The organism is Methylophaga sp. UBA678 (assembly GCF_002299105.1).
GTDB classification, from domain to species: Bacteria; Pseudomonadota; Gammaproteobacteria; order Nitrosococcales; family Methylophagaceae; genus Methylophaga; species Methylophaga marina.
In genome coordinates this window covers 57,918-81,796 of sequence record NZ_DBNG01000018.1, presented here as the reverse complement: position 1 = coordinate 81,796, position 23,879 = coordinate 57,918, and the positions used below count along the sequence as shown (strand labels likewise).

General features: G+C 43.7%; 23 protein-coding genes. 13 read left to right on the top strand and 10 right to left on the bottom strand.

What is annotated here, in order from left to right; all coding sequences use genetic code 11:
• The 4 genes from B3014_RS09945 to B3014_RS09930 all read left to right on the top strand — a co-directional run bounded on the left by B3014_RS09945 (nucleotide 1) and on the right by B3014_RS09930 (nucleotide 3,877).
• Nucleotides 1-1,452, top strand: a complete 1,452-nt coding sequence (locus B3014_RS09945; RefSeq protein WP_289244110.1) for a TrkH family potassium uptake protein — start codon at nucleotides 1-3, stop codon at nucleotides 1,450-1,452.
• Nucleotides 1,453-1,460: 8 nt separating this feature from the next.
• Nucleotides 1,461-2,033, top strand: a complete 573-nt coding sequence (locus tag B3014_RS09940) for a class I SAM-dependent methyltransferase (RefSeq protein ID WP_289244109.1) — start codon at nucleotides 1,461-1,463, stop codon at nucleotides 2,031-2,033.
• Nucleotides 2,034-2,156: 123 nt separating this feature from the next.
• Nucleotides 2,157-2,357 (top strand): 50S ribosomal protein L31, encoded by a 201-nt coding sequence (rpmE, locus tag B3014_RS09935; protein ID WP_007143969.1) that lies wholly within the window; start codon nucleotides 2,157-2,159, stop codon nucleotides 2,355-2,357.
• A gap of 29 nt (nucleotides 2,358-2,386) precedes the next feature.
• Nucleotides 2,387-3,877 carry a M48 family metalloprotease gene (locus B3014_RS09930; protein WP_289244108.1) on the top strand — a complete coding sequence of 497 codons (1,491 nt, stop codon included), beginning with the start codon at nucleotides 2,387-2,389 and terminating at the stop codon, nucleotides 3,875-3,877.
• A gap of 1 nt (nucleotide 3,878) precedes the next feature.
• On the opposite strand, the gene B3014_RS09925 is transcribed toward B3014_RS09930, so the two are convergent.
• The gene (locus B3014_RS09925; RefSeq protein ID WP_286303494.1) at nucleotides 3,879-6,254 is read right to left on the bottom strand and encodes a penicillin-binding protein 1A; all 2,376 of its coding nucleotides are present in this window, start codon (nucleotides 6,252-6,254) and stop codon (nucleotides 3,879-3,881) included.
• Between the two features lie 192 nt (nucleotides 6,255-6,446).
• Here B3014_RS09925 and B3014_RS09920 point away from each other — a divergent pair, with 192 nt between their 5' ends.
• The 8 genes from B3014_RS09920 to B3014_RS09885 all read left to right on the top strand — a co-directional run bounded on the left by B3014_RS09920 (nucleotide 6,447) and on the right by B3014_RS09885 (nucleotide 14,588).
• On the top strand, nucleotides 6,447-7,505 hold the full coding sequence (locus B3014_RS09920; protein WP_286303495.1) for a pilus assembly protein PilM: 1,059 nt from the start codon (nucleotides 6,447-6,449) through the stop codon (nucleotides 7,503-7,505).
• Nucleotides 7,505-8,065, top strand: coding sequence for a PilN domain-containing protein (locus B3014_RS09915; protein ID WP_289244107.1), 561 nt, complete (start codon nucleotides 7,505-7,507; stop codon nucleotides 8,063-8,065). Before B3014_RS09920 ends, B3014_RS09915 begins: the two co-directional genes overlap by 1 nt.
• Nucleotides 8,065-8,652, top strand: a complete 588-nt coding sequence (locus B3014_RS09910; protein WP_289244106.1) for a type 4a pilus biogenesis protein PilO — start codon at nucleotides 8,065-8,067, stop codon at nucleotides 8,650-8,652. The genes B3014_RS09915 and B3014_RS09910 overlap by 1 nt, the downstream gene beginning before the upstream one ends.
• A 7-nt stretch (nucleotides 8,653-8,659) precedes the next feature.
• Entirely contained in the window at nucleotides 8,660-9,217 is a 558-nt protein-coding gene (locus B3014_RS09905; protein WP_286303498.1) for a pilus assembly protein PilP, read from the top strand.
• 3 nt (nucleotides 9,218-9,220) lie between these two features.
• Nucleotides 9,221-11,338, top strand: a complete 2,118-nt coding sequence (gene pilQ, locus B3014_RS09900; RefSeq protein WP_289244105.1) for a type IV pilus secretin PilQ — start codon at nucleotides 9,221-9,223, stop codon at nucleotides 11,336-11,338.
• Between the two features lie 83 nt (nucleotides 11,339-11,421).
• Nucleotides 11,422-11,973 carry a shikimate kinase AroK gene (gene aroK / locus B3014_RS09895; RefSeq protein WP_289244104.1) on the top strand — a complete coding sequence of 184 codons (552 nt, stop codon included), beginning with the start codon at nucleotides 11,422-11,424 and terminating at the stop codon, nucleotides 11,971-11,973.
• On the top strand, nucleotides 11,954-13,039 hold the full coding sequence (gene aroB / locus B3014_RS09890) for a 3-dehydroquinate synthase (RefSeq protein WP_289244103.1): 1,086 nt from the start codon (nucleotides 11,954-11,956) through the stop codon (nucleotides 13,037-13,039). Before aroK ends, aroB begins: the two co-directional genes overlap by 20 nt.
• A 7-nt stretch (nucleotides 13,040-13,046) precedes the next feature.
• Entirely contained in the window at nucleotides 13,047-14,588 is a 1,542-nt protein-coding gene (locus B3014_RS09885; RefSeq protein ID WP_289244102.1) for an SPOR domain-containing protein, read from the top strand.
• Here the strand turns inward: B3014_RS09885 and B3014_RS09880 are convergent.
• The 5 genes from B3014_RS09880 to B3014_RS09860 are packed head-to-tail and all read right to left on the bottom strand — an operon-like array spanning nucleotide 14,563 to nucleotide 19,691.
• The gene (locus tag B3014_RS09880) at nucleotides 14,563-15,711 is read right to left on the bottom strand and encodes a pyridoxal phosphate-dependent decarboxylase family protein (RefSeq protein ID WP_289244101.1); all 1,149 of its coding nucleotides are present in this window, start codon (nucleotides 15,709-15,711) and stop codon (nucleotides 14,563-14,565) included. The two genes, B3014_RS09885 and B3014_RS09880, sit on opposite strands and share 26 nt — an antisense overlap.
• A gap of 6 nt (nucleotides 15,712-15,717) precedes the next feature.
• Nucleotides 15,718-16,302 carry a delta 1-pyrroline-5-carboxylate synthetase gene (locus B3014_RS09875; RefSeq protein WP_289244100.1) on the bottom strand — a complete coding sequence of 195 codons (585 nt, stop codon included), beginning with the start codon at nucleotides 16,300-16,302 and terminating at the stop codon, nucleotides 15,718-15,720.
• A 1-nt stretch (nucleotide 16,303) separates the two neighbouring features.
• The gene (gene pabB, locus B3014_RS09870) at nucleotides 16,304-17,686 is read right to left on the bottom strand and encodes an aminodeoxychorismate synthase component I (protein WP_289244223.1); all 1,383 of its coding nucleotides are present in this window, start codon (nucleotides 17,684-17,686) and stop codon (nucleotides 16,304-16,306) included.
• Nucleotides 17,687-17,695: 9 nt separating this feature from the next.
• Entirely contained in the window at nucleotides 17,696-18,742 is a 1,047-nt protein-coding gene (locus B3014_RS09865) for a hydantoinase/oxoprolinase family protein (RefSeq protein ID WP_289244099.1), read from the bottom strand.
• A complete protein-coding gene (locus B3014_RS09860) occupies nucleotides 18,726-19,691 on the bottom strand; it encodes an ATP-grasp domain-containing protein (RefSeq protein WP_289244098.1) in 966 nt (321 codons plus the stop codon). The genes B3014_RS09865 and B3014_RS09860 overlap by 17 nt, the downstream gene beginning before the upstream one ends.
• Nucleotides 19,692-19,713: 22 nt before the next feature.
• Between B3014_RS09860 and B3014_RS09855 the strand changes: the two genes are divergently transcribed.
• Nucleotides 19,714-20,427 carry a HisA/HisF-related TIM barrel protein gene (locus B3014_RS09855; protein ID WP_289244097.1) on the top strand — a complete coding sequence of 238 codons (714 nt, stop codon included), beginning with the start codon at nucleotides 19,714-19,716 and terminating at the stop codon, nucleotides 20,425-20,427.
• 26 nt (nucleotides 20,428-20,453) lie between these two features.
• On the opposite strand, the gene fae is transcribed toward B3014_RS09855, so the two are convergent.
• The 4 genes from fae to mch form a co-directional block, all read right to left on the bottom strand.
• Nucleotides 20,454-20,972: a formaldehyde-activating enzyme gene (fae, locus tag B3014_RS09850; RefSeq protein WP_007143952.1), complete on the bottom strand. Its 519-nt coding sequence runs from the start codon at nucleotides 20,970-20,972 to the stop codon at nucleotides 20,454-20,456.
• Between the two features lie 103 nt (nucleotides 20,973-21,075).
• Nucleotides 21,076-21,966, bottom strand: a complete 891-nt coding sequence (locus tag B3014_RS09845; RefSeq protein ID WP_289244096.1) for a triphosphoribosyl-dephospho-CoA synthase — start codon at nucleotides 21,964-21,966, stop codon at nucleotides 21,076-21,078.
• Nucleotides 21,956-22,870, bottom strand: coding sequence for an ATP-grasp domain-containing protein (locus B3014_RS09840; RefSeq protein WP_289244095.1), 915 nt, complete (start codon nucleotides 22,868-22,870; stop codon nucleotides 21,956-21,958). Before B3014_RS09840 ends, B3014_RS09845 begins: the two co-directional genes overlap by 11 nt.
• Nucleotides 22,871-22,876: 6 nt before the next feature.
• Nucleotides 22,877-23,860, bottom strand: coding sequence for a methenyltetrahydromethanopterin cyclohydrolase (gene mch, locus B3014_RS09835; RefSeq protein ID WP_289244094.1), 984 nt, complete (start codon nucleotides 23,858-23,860; stop codon nucleotides 22,877-22,879).
• Nucleotides 23,861-23,879 lie beyond the last annotated feature (19 nt).

Here is a 23,879-nt window from a genome sequence, read left to right as displayed (position 1 = left end):
ATGCAGTTACTGACGATTCAGCGCATTCTAGGAATTTTACTGTCACTGTTCAGTATTACCATGCTGCCGCCGGTTTTGGTGTCCTGGTATTACCAGGATGGAGCCAGTAGTGCGTTTTTAACGGCGTTTGTTTTGCTGTTAATCATTGGATTATTGTTCTGGTTACCTGTTAGACACCATCGTAAAGAGCTAAAAATACGTGATGGTTTTATCGTGGTGGTGATGTTCTGGATTGCATTAGGCTTATCTGGGTCACTCCCTTTCTTTTTGACTGAAGTCCCAAAAATGTCGTTTACCGATGCTGTATTTGAGTCGATGTCTGGCTTAACTACAACTGGGGCAACAGTGCTAACAGGACTCGATACACTGCCCAAAGCCGTATTATTTTATCGTCAGTTTTTACAATGGCTAGGCGGCATGGGGATTGTCGTCTTGGCTGTCGCTATTTTGCCCTTATTGGGTGTGGGTGGTATGCAGCTCTATCGTGCTGAGACTCCGGGGCCGATGAAAGATGCGAAACTGACACCTCGCATCACCGAAACAGCCAAGGCGCTCTGGTATATCTACTTATCATTAACCATTGCTTGCGCCATTGCTTTCCGTTTAGGTGGCATGACTTGGTTTGACGCCATTTGTCATAGTTTCTCAACAGTGGCTATAGGTGGTTTCTCCACACATGATGCCAGTATTGGTTTCTTTGATAGCGCCACGATTGAAATGATTACCGTCGTTTTTATGTTGATCTCTGGTATGAACTTCTCGCTACATTTTCTGGCTTGGCGTCATCGTAGTATCAAACATTATTGGAAAGACTCAGAGTTACGAACTTATTTGGCCATTCTCGGTGTTATCTCGGTCGTGACATCCAGTTATCTGTATTTCAGTGCTACCTTTGATAATTTGTGGACTGCGGTCCATCAAGGTGTTTTCCAGACAGTATCTATTGGCACGACTGCTGGTTATACCACTACAGATTATTACCTATGGCCTGGTTTCTTACCTATCCTGTTATTGATGGCAAGTTATATCGGTGGCTGTGCTTTTTCTACGGGTGGCGGCATCAAAGTCATCCGTATTATGTTGCTGTTTAAGCAGGGCTACCGTGAAGTATTACGTCTGATTCACCCTAATGCGGTCTTTGCCATTAAGGTGAATGGTAAAGCCCTACCTGCGAAAGTGGTTGGCGCGGTATGGGGCTTTTTTGCTATGTATGTGTTCTGTTTCAGTATCATGCATTTGTTTTTAATGTCGACCGGACTCGATGTGGTCACGTCATTCTCGGCAGTAACTGCCTGTCTAAATAATCTGGGACCTGGTCTGGGTGAAGTTGGTGCCAACTTTGGTGATATCAATGCTCCATCTAAATGGGTTCTGGCCATGGCTATGTTATTGGGACGTCTGGAAATATTTACATTACTTGTCGTATTAACCCCTGCATTTTGGCGCCGTTAGCTTTGGATGTGCAGAAAAAATGGGATGCCATATATTCAAAGCAGGATGCTGAACTTGCAGCGTCAACGGTTTCACTGGTATTAGAGCAAAATCAACATTTATTGCCGATAACCGGGCTGGCACTGGAGCTAGCTTGTGGCCTGGGGGCGAATAGTCTTTTTCTGAGTGAAAAAGGCTTAAAAGTTCACAGTTGGGATATCTCTGCGGTTGCTATTTATCAACTAGATAAAATGGCCTTAAAAAGAAATGCTGACATTCACACCCAACAGCGTGATGTTATCGCTAATCCGCCTGAGGACAATCTTTATGATGTCATTGTGGTGTCTCATTTTTTGGACAGGGACCTGACGGCAAAGATCATATCGGCGCTCAAACCTGGAGGCATATTGTTTTACCAGACTTTTTGCCGTGATAAGGTCAATGATAGCGGACCTAGCAATCCCGCTTTTTTATTGGCAGATAATGAGTTGCTTAGACTATTTAACGCGCTCAAAGTAAGAGTTTACCGTGAGGAAGCCTTGATTGGACAATGTGATTTAGGTTGGCGAAATCAAGCCATGCTGGTGGCTGAGAAAGTATAAACATAATTTATTATAAATAAACTTGCCTGAAGTCGGGTTGATCTATAAAATAACGCGGTTCTAAAGCTCGTAACCTTATGGTTACAGCAAGATTTTTGCAAACACACATTAACGAGTACAGATATGAAAGCGGATATCCATCCAGATTACACCGAGATCAATGTTACCTGTAGCTGCGGTAACACCTTTAAAACTCGCTCTACACGCACTTCAGACTTGACTCTGGATGTGTGTTCAGAATGCCACCCGTTCTACACTGGCAAACAAAAAATGTTAGACACGGCGGGTCGTGTTGATAAATTCCGTCAGAAATACGGTAAATAATCTGTCGGAACCACAGAATGGTTTGAATTATGATTGACGTATTAGTAAAAGCTAGTACAAGTCACGACAGAATACGAAGCCTCTGCTTAATCGCAGGGGCTTTGTTGTTTCTGGGGCTTGGTGGCTGTGCAACAAACCCGGTAACCGGGGATCAAAACTTCGTCATGTTTGGCGAAGATTCTGAACTGCAAATGGGCAGAGAAAACCATCCCAAAATCATTGCAGAATATGGTCGCTACGATGACGAACAACTGCAACGTTATGTGCAGGGAGTTGGAGAAAAGCTGGCTGCTGTCAGTCACCGTACAGATCTGGTCTACCGATTTACGGTATTAGACTCTCCTGTTATTAATGCGTTTGCTTTGCCGGGGGGGTATATCTATATCACTCGGGGGCTGATGGCATACCTGAACTCTGAAGCAGAACTTGCGGCAGTACTTGGTCATGAAATTGGTCATGTCACAGCCAGACATGGTGTCAGACAACAGAGTGCGGCGCAGGCTGCCAATATTGGTTACACACTTGGGTCATTATTGATACCTGAGCTGCGCAACGCTGGTTCTCAAAATATATTCAACATGCTGGGCGGTGCATTATTGAGTGGGTATGGTCGCGAGCATGAGCTTGAGTCAGATCGCTTGGGTGCTGAATATCTGGCTAGAGCTGGCTATGATCCGAGCGCGATGATTGATGTGATTTCTGTGTTAAAAAACCAGGAAATATTTGCTGCTGCTGAAGCCAAGAAGCAAGGACGTGACTATCAAGGCTATCATGGCCTGTTTGCCAGTCATCCAGATAACGATACGCGCTTACAGGAAGTGGTGGCTGCTGCTGGTAAAAATAAAGTGGCTGATGGCCGGATTGAGAAAGCGGCCTACTTGGAACATATTGCTGGCATGACATTTGGCGATAGTGAGGATCAAGGCATACGATCTGAGAATCATTTTTACCATCTATCTATGAACTTTGCCGTTGATTTTCCTGAGAAGTGGCATATCAACAATAACCCCGACAGTTTGCAAGCGATTGCTCCTGATGGCAAAGCGGTGATAGAGATGGGGGCGGCAGATTTGAATCGTCAGTTATCACCTGAGCAATTTATCAAGCAGCGGTTAAAAATCACGACGATCCGATCTGGCCAGGCTTTTGAAAGTCATGGATTATCAGGTTATACCGGTATTGCTTTAAGTCAGAATAAAACGATCAGGGTTGGGGTGGTATACCTGAATGACAAAGCCTTTATTTTCTTTGGCGGTACTGAAAGTAGCAATATGTTTAGCAGCTATGATCCGGCTTTTCTGACAACGATTAAAAGCTTACATCGTTTAAGAGATGATGAAGTGAAACTAGCCCAGGAATTAAAAATTCAAATTGTGAAGGTGGGTAAAAGTGATAACTATGCTGCGTGGGCAAAACAGAGCAGAATCAGTAATAGCCCAATCGAGCAATTGCGTTTACTCAATGGTGATTACCCGGACGGCGAATTACAGCCCGGGCAGTTAGTAAAACAAGTTCGGTAAATCAGAATAGTTCAATTACCGGTGACGAGCCGCTATCACCTTGTCCTGATAGCGGTGCCATCCGCTTCGGTACATACTCTTCTCTGAAGGTTTCGTATATTGCATCCGTTGCTTCTGGTCTGGCGAGCAAACCCGTGGCAGGATCAATTCTCACTGTCACCATACCCACTGGTGGTTCCAGAGGAGATTCTGGCATACCTTCCAGAGCGACCTTCATAAAGTCTATCCACATAGGCAGGGCAGCACGTCCACCCGTTTCATAACGCCCCAACGAGCGTGGGTTATCAAATCCTACCCAGGCTACAGCGACCAGTTCCGGATGGAAACCATTAAACCAGGCATCTACCTGATCATTAGTTGTTCCTGTCTTTCCTGCGAGATCATTCCGTCCAAGACTCATCGCTTTACGCCCCGTGCCGTGTTTAACGACATCACGCAATAGACTGTTCATGATGTAATTATTCTGTGGTGTCATGATGCGTTGCGCGGCATGGAACTCGTCATTATCGTCATTAGAGGCATCCAGTAAACAGGTTTCACACACGGTATCTGGCGTGGCCTGCATCACAATCTTTCCTGAAGCATCTTCAACACGTTGAATAATGTAAGGTTCTACTCTATAGCCGCCATTAGCCAGTGAAGAATAGGCACGAGCCATATCCCAAGGTGCTGCACTGCCACTACCTAATGCTAAAGATAGATTTTTGTGCATCATGCCCGGTTTAAATCCAAACCGCTCTGCATACTCAACAGCATAGTCTGCGCCGATATCACGCAGCAAGCGGATAGAAACCAGGTTGCGGGAATGAATTAAGGCTTCTCTTAAGCGCGTGGGACCAAAGAATTTGCCGCTGTAGTTTTGTGGGCGCCAGACATTCTCTAAGCCAGGATCATCAAATACGACTGGCGCATCATTGACGATGGTAGCGGCGGTGTAGCCTTTTTCCAGTGCGGCAGAATATATAAACGGCTTAAATCCAGAGCCAGGTTGACGACGAGATTGAGTCACCCGGTTAAACTTATTATTGAAGAAGTCAAAACCACCATTCAAAGCGGTGACAGCGCCATCATACGGTGCAATTGCTACCAGTGCGCCCTGTGCCTCGGGTAACTCAGCCAGCTCCCAGTTCGAACTGGTTAATTGTTCAACTCGAATAATGTCACCGGCCTTAATCGCATCGGTGATTTTCTTTGGCACAGCGCCTCGGCTATTGGTACTCAGTTTTTTCTGAGCCCATTTCACCGCATTGAGTGGTAAATGTGCGTAACCCCAGTTCCTGATGTATAACTCAGCTTTTTCGTCAGTGGTTTCAATCACAAGGGCTGTTTTTAGTGGACCAATATTGTCGTAGTCTTTCAGAATTTTATCGAGAGCTGCTCGATCTGATAGGTCCTCTGGTAAAGCTATATTGGTGACTGGACCGCGATAACCATGTCGACGATCGTAGTCTAACAGTGCAGTCTGTATGGCTTTATTAGCAGCTTGTTGATGCTTGGCACGAATTGTTGTGTAGACATTAAAGCCATTGGTATAGGCTTCTTCACCAAACTTGGCGATTAGGTCTGTACGTACCATTTCTGAAACGTAAGGGGCATATACTTTGATTTCCGGACCGTGATAGCTTGCCGTAACGGGCGCTTGTATAGCCTGATCGTAATCTTCTTTTTTGATAAAACCCACTTCCCACATACGGCGTAAAACATAATTGCGTCTGATAGTGGCTCGTTCTGGGTTTGCAATAGGGTTGTATGCTGAAGGTGCTTTGGGTAAACCGGCGATCATGGCCATTTCTGATAAAGATAATTTATCTAGTGGTTTGCCGTAATAGACATTAGCCGCTGCGCCAACACCGTAGGCGCGGTTGCCTAAATATATCTTATTCAGATAGAGCGATAAAATGTCTTCTTTGGATAAAACTTTCTCAATTTCAAGGGCGAGAATAATTTCATTTAATTTTCTTAAATACGTTTTTTCATTAGATAAGAAAAAATTGCGCGCAACCTGCATAGTAATCGTACTACCACCTTGCGATTTTTCCCCTGTCACTAACAAAGAATAAGCCGCGCGGATAATACCTTGATAATCAACACCAGGATGTTGGTAGAAGCGATCATCTTCCGCCGCTAGAAAAGCATCAGCAAGCGATTTCGGGATTTCATTGTACTCAACAGGGATACGTCTTTTTTCACCAAATTCGGCCATTAACAGGCCTTCAGAACTGAAAATCCGTAGCGGGATTTGTAACTGTGTTTCCTTGAGGGTATTGGTGTCTGGCAGTTTCGGCGCCAAAAAGAAATAGACAACGCCAACGGCGATAAGTGTCAACAACGCTAGAATTAAAATAAGCTTTGTAGTGAAACGAATAAATCGATGCATGTAGACTTGGCTGTTATGTAAGAAATGATGTGAAAGTATATATTGAGTCACAAATAATAACAGTGAGAGAGTTCAAATCACTAGTTTTATTGATATATTTAGGTTGACAACCCCAATAATCTTAATAAACTACTTTAAGTAAGAGTGCTAAGTGGGCTTATGCAATTGAATCAACGGGAATTGAGGCGATAAATGTTCGGACGAAAAAAATCCCCTTTGCTAGGAATAGATATCAGTTCTTCGGTAGTAAAGGTATTAGAACTGAGTAAAAAAGGTGAGAAGTACACTGTCGAGTCATATTCCGTTGAGCCATTGCCTGTTAATGCCGTGGTGGAAAGCCGCATTGAAAATAGAGATGAGGTCGCTGGAGCGATTAGACGAGCAGTCAAACGTTCCGGTACCAAAGCCAAAGAAGCCGCTGTTGCCGTGTCTGCGAATTCTGCCATTAGCAAAATCGTTTCTTTCCCTGCTTCATTATCAGAACGTGAGTTAGAAGAAAACGTATTAATGGAAGCAGAAAATTATATTCCTTATCCGCTGGATGAAGTCCGTTTGGACTTTGAGATATTAGGTCCTTCAGCTGCTGATGTTGAGGCTGTGGATGTGTTGCTGGCTGCTTCCCGACGTGAAAATGTAGACGTACGTACCGAAGTCGTAGAAAAAGCGGGCTTAAAGCCAAGGCTGGTCGATGTTGAAGCGTACACCATGGAAAATGCTTTCGAGTTAATCGCGCGTCAATTACCACATCATGGACAGGGATTAACTGTTGCTGTAGCGGATGTGGGGGCCACCTTAACGACCTTACATGTTTTAGTCGATGGCAAGATTGTATTTACTCGGGAACAAACGTTTGGTGGCAGGATGTTAACCGAGGATATTGAGCGCCATTATGGTATGTCATACCAGGAGGCCGGACGTGCTAAAAAGGATGGCAGTTTACCCGACGACTATGGCCCAAAAGTGCTTGAGCCATTTAAACGTTCGATGGCCATGACCGTCACGAGAGCATTACAGTTTTTCTTTTCCGCGTCGACACAGTACCAGTCTATTGATCATATTATCTTGGCTGGAGGCTGCGCATCTATCAATGGTATCGATACGATGATTGAAGAAGAAACGGGTACTTCAACCTCTATTGCGAATCCCTTTGCTGAAATGATTCTTGGTTCACGAGTGAAGATTCAGGCATTGAGTAATGATGCTCCCTCGATGATGATTGCTTGCGGCTTGGCAATGAGGAGTTTTGACTGATGGCACATATCAATTTACTGCCATGGCGTGAAGAACGAAGAGAAGAGCGGCAGAAACAGTTTTATTTAGCGATGGGCGCGACTTTTTTGTTTGCAGCCCTTATTTTTTATCTTGTAATGAGTTATGCCAATAGCTTGATTAGCGAGCAAAATCAAAGAAATACCTTATTACAAACAGAAATCGCCAAGTTAGATATCAAGATCAAAGAAATTCAAGATCTGGAGCAACAGAAAAAACGCCTGCTAGCGCGTATGCAGGTTATTCAAGACCTACAGGAAAGCCGTCCCAAAGTGGTTAAAGTGTTCGACTCCATCGCTCGAGTCGTGCCTGAAGGCATCCATTTGGAAAAAGTAGTACGGACAGGGAACACCATTACATTCAGTGGCACAGCAGAATCGAATGCCCGAGTATCTGTGTTCATGCGCCAACTAGATGAAAATCCGGAATACGGCGAATCTCGTCTACAAGTCATCAAACGCACATCCAGCAACAACAATGCAATTAGACAGTTTACGGTGGAAGTAAACGAATCAACTGATGCTACTCAGGAGGATAAATAATGGATCTCTCCTCTATCAATGAATTGGATTTTAATGAAAGTGGTGAGTGGCCAACGCCGATAAAAATTATTGCTGGTGTTTTGATATGCCTGTTGGTCTGGGCAGGAGGCTATTACTTCATATTGAAAGATAAGCAGGCAGAATTGACAAAGCTTGAACAGAAAGAAGTGGAGCTCAAACAAATTTTTGAGATTAAACAAGCTAAAGCTATCAATCTTGAAGCTTACAAAGAGCAATTAGCTGAAATGCGCGTGATGTTCTCTTCCATGCTTGAGCAGTTACCTAAGAAAAGCGAAGTACCAGATTTACTCGTGGATATCACCCGAACAGGGTTGATAAACGGCTTGGAGTTTGAGTTATTCAAACCTGAAGGTGAAAGACCTGTAGATTTTTATGCTGAACTGCCGATACAAATGACGGTAACCGGTACCTATCATCAATTTGGCGAGTTTGTCAGTGGGGTAGCATCGTTACCACGAATTGTCACGCTTCATGACATCAGTATGGGGCCTATGAGTCAGGCAACAGGTAAGATGACAATGAATGTTACCGCCAAAACATATCGTTATTTTGATGATGATAAATAGAGTGACAATGAATATGAAAACAATTCACACATCATCAAAAGCCTTATTAAACGTAATCGGTACTCTATTAGTGATGTTGTCTTTGACTGCATGTGATCAGGATAAAGCTGACTTAACCGTGTATATCGCCGAGGTAAAAAGTCAACAGAAATCAGATATAGAACCGATACCTGTCATGAAGCCTTATGAAAAATTTGCTTATGCAGCGTCAAGTTTACGTGATCCGTTTATTCCTACTGTTATTGATGTACCACAACCTGCACCAGAACCTGTCATAGATAATGGTATTCGCCCTGATGAAAACAGACGAAAAGAAGTGTTAGAGTTTTTTGACTTATCTCAGTTGCAGTATGTTGGTACGTTAGAGCAAGAGCAGGTCTGGGCACTTGTTAGAGCACCTGACGGTGTTATTCACCGTGTGCAAACAGGCAATTACATGGGGCAGAATAACGGTAAGATTATGGAAATCAGCGACTCAAAGCTGATTCTCAAGGAAATCGTTCCTCAGGGCGGTGGTGGATATATTGAACGAGAGACTTCCGTTCCAGCGGTAGAGGTAAACTAGTCAATGAAAATGATGAGAGATCAAAAAGTCATGGATACACAGCAATCATTAGAAACCAAATCCAGCTGGAGCGTTAGATTGAAACATCATTTATTCTGGCTAACTGCTCTATTTGTAGCTAATACCGCTGCTGCGACAGATATAACTGCTGTGGATTTCAGTGCGTTGCCTGGTGATAAAGCGAAGATCCTGGTCCAGTTCTCGGATGACTTTCCTGAGCCACACAGCTTTTCAACGGATGACCCAGCTCGCATTGTGATTGATTTTGCTGGAGTAAAAAATGCACTCCCACAAAGAGTGAAACAGGTGAATGTTGGCGTCACCAAAAGCATTGCGGCTGTAGAAGCTGGTGACCGCACACGAATGGTTATCAACTTACTGCAAAAAGTGCCATACACCATTACACGAAACAATCGTCAGATGACTATCAGTATCGATAGTGCCAATGTAGCGAAAAATAAAACATCTACCGGTTCTGCATTAAACAGCGTCAAGGATATTGATTTTCGACGTGGAGACGATGGACAGGCTCGTTTAGTGTTAAAGCTGGCTAATGACAACGCAACCATGGATGTGAAACAACAACGTGGAGATATTGTTGTCGATTTGAGTAATGTGTCGTTGCCGGAAAATCTTCATCGCCGTCTAGATGTGATGGACTTTGCCACGCCTGTTCAATTCATCGATACAGAAAGTAAAGACGGCGGCACACAGTTAACGCTAACCACAAAAGGCAAATATGAGCACCTTGCCTATCAATCTGAAAATACATTAGTGGTTGAAGTAAAACCTGTTGCCGATGACGAGTTGAAAAAAGGTGGGCGCAATGAGTTTGGTTATACTGGCGAAAAACTCTCACTCAACTTCCAGAATATTGAAGTGCGGGCTGTACTTCAGCTTTTAGCTGATTTTACAGGCATGAACCTCGTTACCAGTGACACCGTGACTGGCAACCTGACTCTACGTCTAAAAAATGTTCCCTGGGATCAAGCTCTGGATATCATCTTAAAAACGAAAGGCCTTGCCATGAGACAAAATGGCAATGTGATGTTAGTTGCACCAGCTTCAGAAATCGCCGCCAGAGAGAAACAAGAACTGGAAGCTCAAAAACAACTTGTTGAGTTAGAGCCACTGTATACGGAGATTAAAGAAATCAAGTTTGCTAAAGCCGATGAGCTGGCAACCTTGTTACAAGGTGACGGTAAAGAATCGGGTTTCTTATCTGCCCGAGGTAATATTACGATTGATGCCAGAACTAATTCTCTGTTAATTCGTGATACGGCAAAAGGTCTGACTGAAATCAGTCAAGTCATTGAACAATTAGACAAACCTGTCAGACAAGTATTAATAGAGTCACGTATTGTTATTGCAAATAATGACTTTGAGAATGAATTAGGTGTTCGTTTTGGGGCGTCTGGTCGTAGCCGAACCTTGGGTGTGGGTACGTCTGGCTCATTAGATGGCTTGACCGTGACTGATGGTGTGAGTAATCCAAACTTGGTCACACCCGCAACCGGCACACGAACATTAGGTCAGGATTTAAATGTGAACCTTCCTGTGACAGATGCTTCTGGCACCATAGGACTTGCTTTAACAAAACTTCCACTAGGAATGATACTAGAGCTTGAATTATCAGCCATGGAGACCGAAGGTAAAGGTGAGGTTATTTCTTCACCACGAGTGATTACCTCTAACCAAAAGCAAGCTACCATTGAGCAAGGGACAGAAATACCGTATCAGGAAGCAACATCAAGCGGCGCAACGAATGTGTCGTTCAAAGAGGCCGTGCTGAAGCTGGATGTGACACCTCAAATTACACCTGATGATCGTATTGTGATGGACTTAGAAGTCAGCAAGGATGCCGTTGGTAGTTTATTCAATGGTATTCCGAGTATTGATACCCGTAAAGTTCAGACACAAGTCTTAGTTGACAATGGTGAAACAGTAGTTTTGGGTGGGATTTATGAACAAACAAAATCTGACACGGTAGAGCGTGTCCCGTTTTTTGGTGATTTACCTTACGTTGGCTTTATGTTCAGAAATACGAATAAAACAGATTCAAAACGTGAATTACTGGTTTTCATCACACCCAAAATTGTAAAAGAAGGATTTCAATACTGAAATCAGTCATTATCGGTTAAAATGAAAAAGCCGGATCTTATGTGATCCGGCTTTTTTGTCATCAGCATTTGGATTAAACCACTTTGAGTTTAGGAAATATATTTCTTGTTGGGCCGATGGGCGCAGGTAAATCTACAATAGGTAGACAGCTTGCAAAAGCTCTACACAGGAAGTTTTACGATAGCGATAAAGTTATTGAAAAGCGAACAGGTGTGTCTATTTCCTGGATATTTGAAATGGAAGGGGAATCTGGCTTTAGAGACAGAGAATCAAAAGCGATTGATGAATTAACTGATTTGAAAAAGGTAGTTGTGGCTACTGGTGGCGGTGCGGTTTTGTCTGAACAAAATCGTCAATGGCTTAAAACGCGTGGCCAGGTTATTTATTTATCTGCATCGGCAGAGCAATTATATCGACGTACAGCCAGAGATAAAAAACGTCCCTTATTACAAAACACCGATAGACGTAAACAAATTGAAAACTTACTCTCAATTCGAGATCCTCTCTATCGTGATGTGGCTGATATTATTGTAAAAACAGGTGAGCAATCTGTTCAGCATACCGTCAATGAAGTGATTCGTAAGCTGAAAGAATTAGACAAAAAAAGTGAAACGCATGAAAACGCTACAGGTTGAATTAGCAGAACGCAGTTATCCCATTTATATCGGGACTGAGTTATTGTCACAGAAAGAGTTGCTAAGCAAGCATATCAAACGTCGCGAAGTCGTGATTGTGACGAATGAGACCATTGCACCTTTATACCTTGAGAAAGTGAGTGCTTTACTGACCGAGTTTAAGTGTGAATCTGTCATTTTGCCGGATGGTGAGTCGTATAAAACTCTCGAGGTAATGAATCAGATTTTTGATAAGTTACTCTCGGAGCAGTTCTCAAGGCAAGTGACATTGATTGCACTTGGAGGGGGCGTTATCGGTGACATGACAGGGTTTGCTGCGGCATGTTATCAACGGGGTGTACCATTTATCCAAATACCCACCACCTTGTTATCACAAGTTGACTCTTCCGTGGGCGGAAAGACTGCGGTGAATCATGCTTTGGGTAAGAACATGATTGGCGCGTTTTATCAGCCGCAATGTGTCATTGCGGATACCAACACACTCAATACCCTGGATGATAGACAATTAGCTTCCGGTATAGCGGAAGTCATCAAATATGGCTTGATTAATGATTTGGCTTTTTTTGAATGGCTGGAAAACAATATTTCAGCGTTAAAGCAGCGTGATCCACAGGCATTAGCCTATGCTATCGAGCGTTCATGTCAGGATAAGGCCGATATTGTTGCTAAAGACGAGACAGAACAAGACGTTCGTGCATTATTAAATTTAGGTCATACTTTTGGTCATGCCATTGAAACGGGCATGGGCTATGGCAATTGGTTGCATGGCGAAGCGATTGCAACCGGGATGTTAATGGCCGCCGATCTGTCAGCAAGACAAGGTTGGATGTCAACTGAGGATGTTGCACGTATACGAGATTTATTCATTGCTGCAGGGCTACCAGTTGATGGACCACAACAAATGTCTTCTGACGACTTTATGTCATTAATGTCAGTTGATAAAAAAGTTCAGGATGGAGTCATTCGCCTGGTGTTATTGAAAGGCATAGGCAAAGCCATTATCAGTGATAATTATGATGCAGATAAACTGCGTGAAACACTGATGGCATTTCAAAAAGAACTATAGGTGCTGAATGAGTGATATTGCTGCAACATCGCCAGAGCCAGCATATATCACTAAGCTGGCTTTACGTCATCTTCCTTTCTCTGAGGTAAAAGAGACGCAAGACTTTTTCGATGGCCGCTATATCAAGCAACGACGTTTACTGATATTACATTTATTAAGATCTACTACTACTCCCATTCTGTTGCAGGCAGATTCAGGGGCAGGTAAGACAACGTTATTACAGCAACTACAGCGTCAGGCACCGTCTGATATACGGTTTTACAGCTGGCAGAAAAATGTGTCAGCTGCTGAGCAGTATCAAAGCATGTTAAAAATATTAGCGACTGAAACGGCTTCGACACGAGATGAAACAGCGCTAACGAATATTTTAAAAGAGCGGTTCGGTCATCTAAAAAAACTCAACATTACTCCTGTCTTACTGGTTGACGATGTGCACTTGTTGACGGAGGTTGAGCAGCAAGTCTTACAAGTCTGTCTCAGCTGGCAAGATGAGCAGAAAGAGCCAGTCATGCAAGCTGTCATAGCAATGACGGCAAAAACACCCTTTACGCTTATTTCCACGCAATGGATGGATTTACCGCCATTAGAGCTTATTGAAACAGAAGCGTATTTATTACACCGCTTGAAATACGCTGGACTTCAGGGAGATAGCCCTTTCACCCAAAAAGAGATTCAATATTTAAGTAAGACATCAGCAGGGAATCTGGCAAAACTGAATGCCTTGGCGCATCAGCAATTATTAGGCATCAAAGCCAAAAAGTGGCGTACCAGACCTTCTATCAGCCTTGGAAACGTCCATTGGCTAAGATGGGGTGGAGGACTTTCGCTGGCCATTGTTATTCTGCTTATCCTAAGTTTTCAGAATCAAATCAATGAATGGATTACAGCCTCTACCACAACTGAAAATCACCTCGATTTGCCGGAAGATATTACAACCGAAGATGAGAAGCTGGCCACGGTTATTGTTGGGGATGAGCAAGAAAAAGCAGCAGAAATGCTCTCGGAACGTGAAAAGTTAGAAGCGCTACTTGCTGAAATTCCTCCTCCAGCGTCCCAGGAAAGTGAGGCTCCAAAGGCCATAGAGCCAGAACCACTCAGCGCACCTGTTCCTCAGCAACTTTCTGAGCCTGAAGAACAACCCCTCGCCGAGATATCAGTGGAAGAGCTGTCAGGGGAAAACACCAGTCAGCAATCACGTCAGGAAGCTACAGATAAAGCTGATGAGGATATGCTGAGCGCTGTTCACCAAAGAGACTGGATTCTGTCTCGTCCAGAAAAAAGCTATACATTCCAATTAATGGGATCGTGGGAAGATAAAGAAGTCGATGACTTTATCAAGGAGCATGGGCTGAAAGGCGATGTTGCCCGCTTCACCAGCTTACGCGAGAATAAACCATGGCATGTGCTTATTTATGGTGTTTATCCATCTAAGCAAGCAGCCCTAAAAGCCAGTAATCAGTGGTCTGGTGCCATGAATAATTTGCCAACCTGGTTACGTCGATTTGATAGTGTACAAAAACAAATCAAAGAAAAGGGCGTAGCACCCTAAGAATATTGTCTGCGCTTGTATCGAGTCCTGCAAAAACGACACGATAATACAAGGTTTGATTTAATTTAATAGTAGAAATGGTGCCATTTTTAATTAATGATGTTAAATCATGATCCTGGTTGAGCTTGAAGCAGACAATACCTGTCCCATGATTGATCACTTTACACTTAGCTTGTTCAAGTGCTTCGGTAAAATGTGCTGCTTGTGCAAGACGATAAGCCATTTTTTCAATAAACCATGTTTTGCCCAGCAGCTTCCAGTTTAACCATAAGGGAAGAAAAACCTCTCCTCCATAAGAACCACCAATGGTCATCTCGGGCGGCTCTGATAGGTAATCAATCGCACTCATCAATTCTGGGGCTTGATGGCTAAATAAAAGACTGCATGGTCTAGGTTGGAATAATGCTTTATGGGGGTCGAAACTCAAGCTATCGACTTTCGATATGAGTTGTTTAAGCTCATTAGCCTGTAAAAGCATAAAGCCTCCCCAGGCGCCATCTACGTGTAACCATGAGTCATATTTAGTCGCAATTGCTGTTATCTCTTCGATGGGATCCACAGCCCCCGTGGCTGTGGTTCCCATATTAGCAATAATGGCAAGTGGTGCAGTCTCTGCACATTTTTCTTCTAATGAGGCGAGGTGGATTTGTTGACGCCCGTTACATTCAATTACTTCAAAAGTGATACCGAGAATATCACAGGCTTTGGCTATGGAATAATGGCACGCTTCACTGCCATAAATCACGTTTTTATTAGTGTCTGACTGCTTTCTCGCCTGCCATAAAGCCTGTAGATTTGAGAATGTTCCACCATGAGTAAATTGGGTGTAAGTAAATCCAAACTCTTCTGCCAGCGTGTAACGAAGTTCTGTTTCAGCTTGTTTGAGTTTGGGATAAAGCTCAGGAGATAACAGATTGCCATGATGGTGCAATGCCAACTGCATACCTAACTGACTGTATGGTGCCAGATCGGGTGTCATATGAGCTGCCCAACATGCATTCTGGTAACGGCTGGCCTCTTCGACAAGATCCTGATAACTGATATCAGACGAAAGATTTTCCCGTGCATTATCTGCTTGTGCTGTCTGGCTTATTCCATCCTCAGCATCATAGTTATGTTTCATGTTTGTTCATTGCAGTACAAGACCTTTGTCGGGAAACAAGGCTTGCTGTTGAAAGTGAAACAGGCGTGTCATAACGGGCTGTTGATGGAATAAGGGCAGAAAGCCACTGTCCAGGACGTTATGATTAATTAAAGATTTTATCTGACTAGAAATAACGGTACTGCGTTTAATGATGCTGAGCTCATCCGCCTTGAGTGACTGACTCAGCCACAAGGCCATGCTATCTGAAGTAATATTCCAGCTATGTTTTAACTCTGCTACAGACAATACTCTATGATCGGGAAGCCAGATATATAAACCATTTTTCAATAGCGTTGTCTGTTGCTCACCTGGGTAGTAGAAAGGGCGACAATTCGGTGCTAGATCTTTTATTAATAAACCAAATTGTGACATGGCTAAGATGGCCATATGATGTGCTGTCGCATCACTAAAGCGGTGTAAACGTTGAGCATGCCGAACTTCATCAGCAAAAGGGCCACCGCCAGGTACGATAATCACGGTTTCGTATTCGCTGGCTCGACTTAATAATGTTAGCCATTGCTTAAGTTCTGGCGTATGAAAAAGACTACCACCCAGTTTAATAATTCGCATGTTATTGTAAAAATTGAATTAGGTTAATCATTGCTGCTGCTTTATCGTGCACTTCCTGGTATTCCTCATCTGCATCAGAGTCTGCCACAATTCCGCCTCCAGCCCAGAATCTTAGACGATTATCACTGAATACCATGGTGCGAATAGTAATGTTGGTATCCATATTACCATCAAAACCAATATAGCCGATGCTTCCACAGTAGACACCGCGACGTTGGGGTTCAAGCTCTTCTATAATTTCCATTGCTCGTAGTTTTGGCGCGCCAGTTATAGAGCCGCCAGGGAAACATGCTCTGAGTAAAGTCACCGCTGACTCTGTCTTGGCCAAGGTACCTGTAATCGTGCTCACGAGGTGGTGGACAGTGGCAAAGCTCTCCAATGCAAAAGGGTGAGGGACCTGAATACTTCCCGGTTCACAAACCTTACCAATATCATTCCTTAGCAGGTCGACAATCATTAAGTTCTCGGCACGATCTTTTAGGCTGTTTTGAAGTGACTCAGCAAGCAATCGATCTTTTTCAGGATTATGGCGATCGCGAGGTCTTGTTCCCTTGATAGGTTTTGTTTCTACCTGTGTTCCCTCAACACGCAATAAGCGTTCTGGTGAAGAGCTTAAGACCGAGACGGTACCCGTATCAAAATAGGCTGAAAAGGGCGCTGAATTTTGTTTTCTTAAAGCCTGATATGCCAACCATGAATCACCTTCAGCATTAACTTCGAAGCGCTTTGCCAGATTAACCTGATAACAATCGCCCTCAGTAATGTAGTTTTTTATTTTTTTGAAAGCTGACTTATACGATGTCGTATCGAAGTTACTTTTTAATCGACTGGTGATATTGAATGTTCTTGCTTGCTTGTCAGCTAAGGAGTTCAAGGTTTTGAGCAAGTCTGACCATCTATCCTCTGTATGAGGATCAAGACCATGACTAACCAGCCAGCTACGTTTCAACTTGTGATCAACGACGACTGCCCAGTCATAAATGCCCACTGCCATGTCTGGAATCTGTTCAGCATCTTCAGCCACTGCTGGTAGTGTCTCCAGATAGCGACCTAAATCATAAGCAAAGTAGCCAATCGCACCACCGGTAAAAGGTAATGATGTTGTGTCTTGTTTGTAGCGCTGTAAAAGATCATTGAGCAGTAGAAAGGGGTCGGATGTCACCGTTTTTTTATTCTGACTCTCTGAGATCACTGTTGTGCCATCAGTCGTTTCTAATGTCATAAATGGGGCAGCAGCCAGAATGTCAAAGCGGCCAATATCGGGTGAAGTATTGGCACTATCCAGCATCACTGGCCAAGGAAAGTGACGGATACGGCAAAAAAGCTCAGCGCTATCTTCAAGATAAGGGAGTTCAGTGGTTAAACGTGGGTATTCAGAGTTCATCATGTTATTTTACGATAACTGCTGTGCAGCAAGAAGCGCTAATGCCGTAGCGGGAGCATAGGATGCAGCATCAGGATGATGCTGACAGAAGGCAGCGTAATCCACATAAGGGCGATTGAGTCGTGATGCGCATTTCTCGACGATGAATTGACCAATTCCGGCACCTATAATCGGACTTGATGGTTGCCAATCAGGAAATTGACTTAATACTTGATAGCAGCCATTAAGGATCTGTTGCATTTGCTTCTCAGCAAAATAAGCGGCTACATTTTGCCATTGTGCGTCGGTGGCATCACGGGCGTCAGAGCCCAACATTCTGGCTAACCGTTGTTGGCTATGCGTTTGAGTCCATGGCTGGCCATCAGTACTACTATCTTGAATATCGCTCTCATTGAGTTGATTCAATATCAGCCAGATATCAGCACTACTGGCAAACCATTCTGCAGCCAGGGAAACCCGATTGCCGTGTAATGGGGCAGCATCACTTATCGCCATTAACGGTGTTCGTATCGCACCGGTATAAACCAGCTCGCCCGAGCATTGTCGTCCATAATCGGTTGTGGCTGTTGCCGAAACTTGGTGACGATCAATCCCAATGATATCGCAGGTCGTGCTGCCGATATCAATGAATACCGCCTGTTCAATATGTTGAGCAGCAAGCAATGCACTTGCTTGCCAGTTCATTGAAGCAATATTCTGCCATTGCTCAATCGCTTGATTTTTTGTTAGCCAAGTTGCCTGACCAGCAAAGAAACGCACGTCACTGTTATTGAGGTGAGCGTCAATAGTTTCGACAATCGCTTTCACTCCTTCTTGGCGATCAGGGAAGGCATCTACGAGTTCTCCTGTCATGGTAATGTAATGACCAGCCGTAGCTTTGGGTAATAGAGCAAGGGCAGATCTGATGCTTTCATTCAGGGCATCAATGCCTTTCCATAAGGCGCAGGGGAGTTGAAAGACATGTAGTAAATTTCCCGTTGCATCAGCATAAGCCACTTTAAGGTGTGCGCCACCAATATCCCAGCCGCAAAATGCCATATTAGTTTGTGTTGTCATGGTTGAGTGCTTGTATATGTGTATTCAATAATCTTGCAGGATTTGTTTGGCTTCGCATGGCTGGTTCTGCATAGGTTGTGGTCAGTCGCGGATTGACTTCTACTACATAAATGACGTTGTCAGTTTTGATAAGATCAACACCAACGAAGCCCCATAGCCCTGGGATTGCCATACGAATCTGTTCAGCGATTTCTTGTGCTTTCTCAATGGATAGCATATCAAATCGTTGGGCTTCAAATGCCTCTAAGTGCAGCTGTTGCTGATGTTTTTTTACATGCTGAATATTGACGGATAGTAAGTGAGACTTTTCACCTGTCATAAACAGACTCAAGCTTAGGCTGTCACCGTAAATATATGGCTGAACAATAAACCGGTCTTTGTTTAAGGTTAAAAGCTGATGTCTGGCATCAATACTGTTGAATAAATACGTGTCCTCACAGCCGGCACCATCTATGGGTTTTAAGACCCACTGATGGTGATCATGATGATCTTTGCAAAGCCATTCATCGGCTGTGAAGGTGACAGATGTCTTTATCTGATAAGCTTTAAATTGCTGATAAGTTCGGTATTTATCAGTACATAAAAGAATAGCCTCAGTACGGCAGTTGAGGATGGTTTTGGATTGTTGTTCGAGACTTTGTATTAAATCAAACAATATTAAATCCGTTTCGGGCGCGATAATGAGAAACAGGTCATAGCGTTGCTGGCATTGTAACCAAGTCTGATTGAATTGCTTCTTAGTTTGGATAGGGTAGGTGGTTATACGTTCTGTTGAGAAGGGTAAAGCAGGAAGTCGCTCATCTCGCATAATGGCGATGTGATGACCATATGCCTGTAAATCCTGACAAATGCTTGCCAGCATTAATTCACCTTCGTGCATCAAACCAGCGGAAAAAACCGTTTCTGATAACGCGCCACTGGTAAGATGTTCGTATATAAAAATTGTCATTTAAGCGGACATATTAAGAACTATGAATATTATACCTGTCATTGATATTCGTGATGGTATTGTTGTGCATGCACGGGGTGGCGAAAGAGCAAACTATCAGCCACTAAAGTCATTATTAACTCAGTCTGTGAAGCTAGAACAAGTCATTGATGATTTACTCGCGTGGTACCCGTTCAAACAGCTTTACATTGCCGATCTCGATGCGATTGAGCAAAAACAACATACGCCTCAACAATATCAACATTTAATCGACACATTTCCACAACTGAGCCTCTGGCTTGATGCTGGTATTACTGAGATGAGTGCGTATTCATATTATCCGATGTCGCCACAATTACGTCTTGTCCTTGGAAGTGAAACGCTGACAGATCTGCAATTGTTAAAAGCGCCGCATGTCAGACAACAGTCAATTTTGTCTCTGGACAAGAAGTCTGGATCCATTTTGGGCAGTGAAGAAATAGCAAAAGAGCCAGCTTATTGGACACAAACATGTATAGCCATGAGCTTAGATAATGTAGGTACAGATAAAGGACCAGACTTTGACTGGCTCAAATCATTAATGAAAGAGCAAGAATGCGTGAAATGGTATGCTGCGGGTGGAGTACGTGATGAAGCTGATTTAAGTCAGTTAGCACAAATAGGTGCCACAGGGGTATTAGTAGCCAGTGCATTGCACACTGGTAAATTAGGTCGCTCGACTATAGAACGATTAAGCAGGGACATCACTCTTCCGTAGAAGAGTGATGTATGTAAGCTTAAATCTTACTTAGCACCAAATGGGTGTTCGCTAGATTTGTATTGTGCAACAACGTCAGCCGCTTTTGGCTCACGAGCAACAGCACGTTTGATAGCTTCTTTAGTAGCGCGATAGTTCCAATCTTGGATTTTTTCATCGCTATCAGCAGTTGGAGAAATGAATACGCCAACGCAGATAAAGCAATCATCAGCTTCACCAGCTGGGATAGTGCCATCTTCAACACATTCAGCAACAGCAAGTGAAACACCACGCTGTGCTGGGCCGAACATTTGAACGGCTTGTTTCATGTTTTTGATGGTGACTTTGTTGAACATTACAGTTGCAGGCTTAACCATTAAGTTAGGCGCAACAACAGCCAACAAGCCATTAACCCCTTGTTTCTGGTCGGTGAGAGTACGGCAGAAGGCATCTTCTGCTGCAGAACCACGTGGACCCATGATTAAGTCAATGTGTGCAACGTTGTCTAAGTCACCATCTTCGATGACCAATGATTCACCTACAAGTACGCGATCGATAACTGGCATGTTATATTTTCCTGTTCCAAAAAAATTGTCAAAAAGGCTCATTTTTTTCCCTCCTTATTGTGAAAGGAAGGGTTTATACGTAATAAAGGAACGTATCACCTGCTCAGTGCCGTCCGCTAAATGCTTCGTGGTACTGAAATTCATTAAAAGAAAGCAATTGCTTAAATTTATAAAGCAACAAGGTGGCTGCAATAAGATCAGCCGATGTCCCTGGATTAATTGCTTTCTCTTTTAATTCTTTATCCCAGTGAGTGAGTGCATCAAAATGGGTCTCTACAGTACCCGTTTCTTCTATTTGGATCACAAACTGTTTTGCTCTCTCACTGACTTTGGTTGCCAGCGCAGTGGATTGCTTACGGGATATCAAGCTATCCAACGCCTTCGATAACAACTTAAGATACGCGAAAGCCGTTGCCCATTCAACACTTTCCCCAGAATTTATCGCTTTTGTCAATGATGGCAAACTCAGATCCCATAGCGTGTTGAAATTATTGATATATTGCTGTGCAATTTGATCACGATTTTTTGCTAAATCCATCGCTTCAAGCAAGGTAATGGTTGGTACTGCGCTGATATCCTGTTGGTCTTGTTTACCTAGTCCACCCGCTTCAGCTAAACGAATGGCTTGGTAGCAATCGATGGCATCATCTACAGTCAGATTATTGAGTACGACTTGAAGACGTTCTGGAAGTTCGTCAAAGGTTTCACACGACTGAACAGCCTGACACAGTGGTGCAAACAGTAAAACAATACCTAAGTTGGTATTGCAGTTGACAACACGTCGGGTTGCCTGAATCGATTGCAAAATACGTTCACCTACGGTCAAATCAGGTTTTGCCATAACCGGGGCGATAGCGTGAGCACTTTTAATAAAATCTTCCACCACCATATTATGCCCATCACTGATGACATTAACATTACCGGGTTTGGGGGCAGAGACCTCTTGCTCACAGGCCCAGAATACAGCGTCTTTTAAATCTGACTCAGAGAGCATGGGTCGCTTGTTTTTGTTCAATACGTTTGACTAATGCTTTAGCCAGGTGCATAGCCACATCCGTTCCGGTAGCTTGATAGAGTCCTTTCCAAGCTGGAACACTGTTCACTTCTAACACGGTAAAGTGTCCATTTTTATCCCTGATCAGATCGACACCGGCATAGTCTGCATTCACTGCTGCCGTCGCTTTGACAGCTAATTGCCTCATCTCTTCGGTGACCGTGGTAGCAAAACAGCTGGCTCCTTGAGCAAAATTGGTTATCCATTTATTGGCGCGTCGGCTCATGGCGGCGCAGACTTCATTATCAATGACCAATAGACGCCAATCCTGCCAGATACCTTCAAGTTCTGGTGCAATATATTCCTGCAGATAATAAGCACCACCAACAGGAGGAAGTTGTTCGAATTGCGATAATTCTTCGATTAAGGTGATACCTTTACCTTGGCAGCCGAATAACGGTTTCATCACGATTTTATTACCCATATTCAATTCTCGGGTAATGATCTGTTTGGCCATATTGCTGTCTTCGCATGCCCAGGTTCTTGGCGTGCTCAATCCAGCCTGATTCAGGCGTAATGATGTTCTGGCTTTATCTACCGTGTATTCGATAGCCGTTGCTGGGTTAAAAACAGGAATTCTCAATTCAGCTAAGGTATGCAGGACATCCATGCGAAGGGTGATTTGTTCGAGAAAACCTGGCGCAATACCTCGAACCATTGCGGCGGCGGGTAATTCATTCTCAAAGCCGGGAATAAACAAACCGGTCGGGGAGTCTAGATCGATTCGACATGCCGCTAAGTCTGTTAACACTGCTTCGATACCAAACTGGCTCAGTGAATGTGTTAATTGTTCACTGTGCCAGCCGTGGGTATCGTTAAAAATAACAAGGCGGTTTGACGCCATAGTGATTTAAAGTCCGAAAGAAAGATTGAGTAATTCCTGATTCAGCTCACCAGCAGTGAAGCTTTTACCTGTTTTTGTGCTAGTCACAATCACTTTACCTGGACTGAACAACATGCCATCAATTTTGAAAAAGTCATATTCATAAGATTTAAAGATGTCGGCAAAGGGACGGCCATAGTCTGATGAAGTATTACTAGGCATTTTTTCAGCCAGATCTTTCGCTTCTTCATCTGTAGCATCAACAAATAAATGTACTTGGCCACCAAATAAAATTGCATCATTAGTGCGGCCCATGGCAGTCATAAAGTCACCACCTGGAGGCGCGACTGGCGTTGAGCCATAACCATCAACAATTTTTTCTAACGGGAAATGCAGTTCGTGTGCTTTATGCATGGCGACTTCCAGGACACGGATAGCAATTTGCATCACACCAGCCAGACTCGAGGTAGGCGTCAAGATGAACGTGAGGTTTTCAGGCTTAATACCACAGTTATTGGCCACTTTTTCAGCCACTTCTACTGGCGGGAAACTATCCACTTCCAGAACAATGACGGTTGATTCAGCTTCGTCTTTGTAACCAAACTCTTTGAAAATTTCTTCTCTAGCTGCCAGCGCACGACCGGGGCCAGAGCCTAAAGCAAAGAACTTACTGTCTTCGCTTTTATGAGATAAGCTCCATCCGGCATATTGACTGCCGAGGCAACTTAAAACGGGGGTCTTAGCATGGACATTAACTGACCATGGCCAGTTGGCAAAGCCACTGTTGGTACCCATGGTGGCCGTACCCAGCCCACCCATACAAATTTCACCAATAAGACGTCCGGCTTCCAGCCCGCCGTTACAGTTAATGCCAGCATCAACCACCCGAGTGCCATTGCTTAAGGTGCTGATTTCAAGTTGTAATGCTTCAGCATTATCAATTAAGGCATCCACTAATGGTTGGCAGGCAGCGTTTACACTGGTCCATTTGGCTGAAATGTCTGTGCTCATTGTAACGTCCTATAGATAG

Excerpts from the sequence above, each read along its gene's own strand:
- B3014_RS09925 (WP_286303494.1), bottom strand. The coding sequence starts at position 6,254 with ATGCATCGATTTATTCGTTTCACTACAAAGCTTATTTTAATTCTAGCG.
- B3014_RS09855 (WP_289244097.1), top strand. The coding sequence starts at position 19,714 with ATGAATATTATACCTGTCATTGATATTCGTGATGGTATTGTTGTGCAT.
- mch (WP_289244094.1), bottom strand. The coding sequence starts at position 23,860 with ATGAGCACAGACATTTCAGCCAAATGGACCAGTGTAAACGCTGCCTGC.
- B3014_RS09880 (WP_289244101.1), bottom strand. The coding sequence starts at position 15,711 with ATGAAACATAACTATGATGCTGAGGATGGAATAAGCCAGACAGCACAA.
- B3014_RS09920 (WP_286303495.1), top strand. The coding sequence starts at position 6,447 with ATGTTCGGACGAAAAAAATCCCCTTTGCTAGGAATAGATATCAGTTCT.
- B3014_RS09930 (WP_289244108.1), top strand. The coding sequence starts at position 2,387 with ATGATTGACGTATTAGTAAAAGCTAGTACAAGTCACGACAGAATACGA.
- B3014_RS09860 (WP_289244098.1), bottom strand. The coding sequence starts at position 19,691 with ATGACAATTTTTATATACGAACATCTTACCAGTGGCGCGTTATCAGAA.
- B3014_RS09865 (WP_289244099.1), bottom strand. The coding sequence starts at position 18,742 with ATGACAACACAAACTAATATGGCATTTTGCGGCTGGGATATTGGTGGC.
- B3014_RS09915 (WP_289244107.1), top strand. The coding sequence starts at position 7,505 with ATGGCACATATCAATTTACTGCCATGGCGTGAAGAACGAAGAGAAGAG.
- fae (WP_007143952.1), bottom strand. The coding sequence starts at position 20,972 with ATGCCAGTTATCGATCGCGTACTTGTAGGTGAATCATTGGTCATCGAA.
- B3014_RS09845 (WP_289244096.1), bottom strand. The coding sequence starts at position 21,966 with ATGCTCTCTGAGTCAGATTTAAAAGACGCTGTATTCTGGGCCTGTGAG.
- B3014_RS09905 (WP_286303498.1), top strand. The coding sequence starts at position 8,660 with ATGAATATGAAAACAATTCACACATCATCAAAAGCCTTATTAAACGTA.
- B3014_RS09885 (WP_289244102.1), top strand. The coding sequence starts at position 13,047 with ATGAGTGATATTGCTGCAACATCGCCAGAGCCAGCATATATCACTAAG.
- B3014_RS09945 (WP_289244110.1), top strand. The coding sequence starts at position 1 with ATGCAGTTACTGACGATTCAGCGCATTCTAGGAATTTTACTGTCACTG.
- B3014_RS09910 (WP_289244106.1), top strand. The coding sequence starts at position 8,065 with ATGGATCTCTCCTCTATCAATGAATTGGATTTTAATGAAAGTGGTGAG.
- pabB (WP_289244223.1), bottom strand. The coding sequence starts at position 17,686 with ATGAACTCTGAATACCCACGTTTAACCACTGAACTCCCTTATCTTGAA.
- B3014_RS09840 (WP_289244095.1), bottom strand. The coding sequence starts at position 22,870 with ATGGCGTCAAACCGCCTTGTTATTTTTAACGATACCCACGGCTGGCAC.
- pilQ (WP_289244105.1), top strand. The coding sequence starts at position 9,221 with ATGAAAATGATGAGAGATCAAAAAGTCATGGATACACAGCAATCATTA.
- aroB (WP_289244103.1), top strand. The coding sequence starts at position 11,954 with ATGAAAACGCTACAGGTTGAATTAGCAGAACGCAGTTATCCCATTTAT.
- B3014_RS09875 (WP_289244100.1), bottom strand. The coding sequence starts at position 16,302 with ATGCGAATTATTAAACTGGGTGGTAGTCTTTTTCATACGCCAGAACTT.
- rpmE (WP_007143969.1), top strand. The coding sequence starts at position 2,157 with ATGAAAGCGGATATCCATCCAGATTACACCGAGATCAATGTTACCTGT.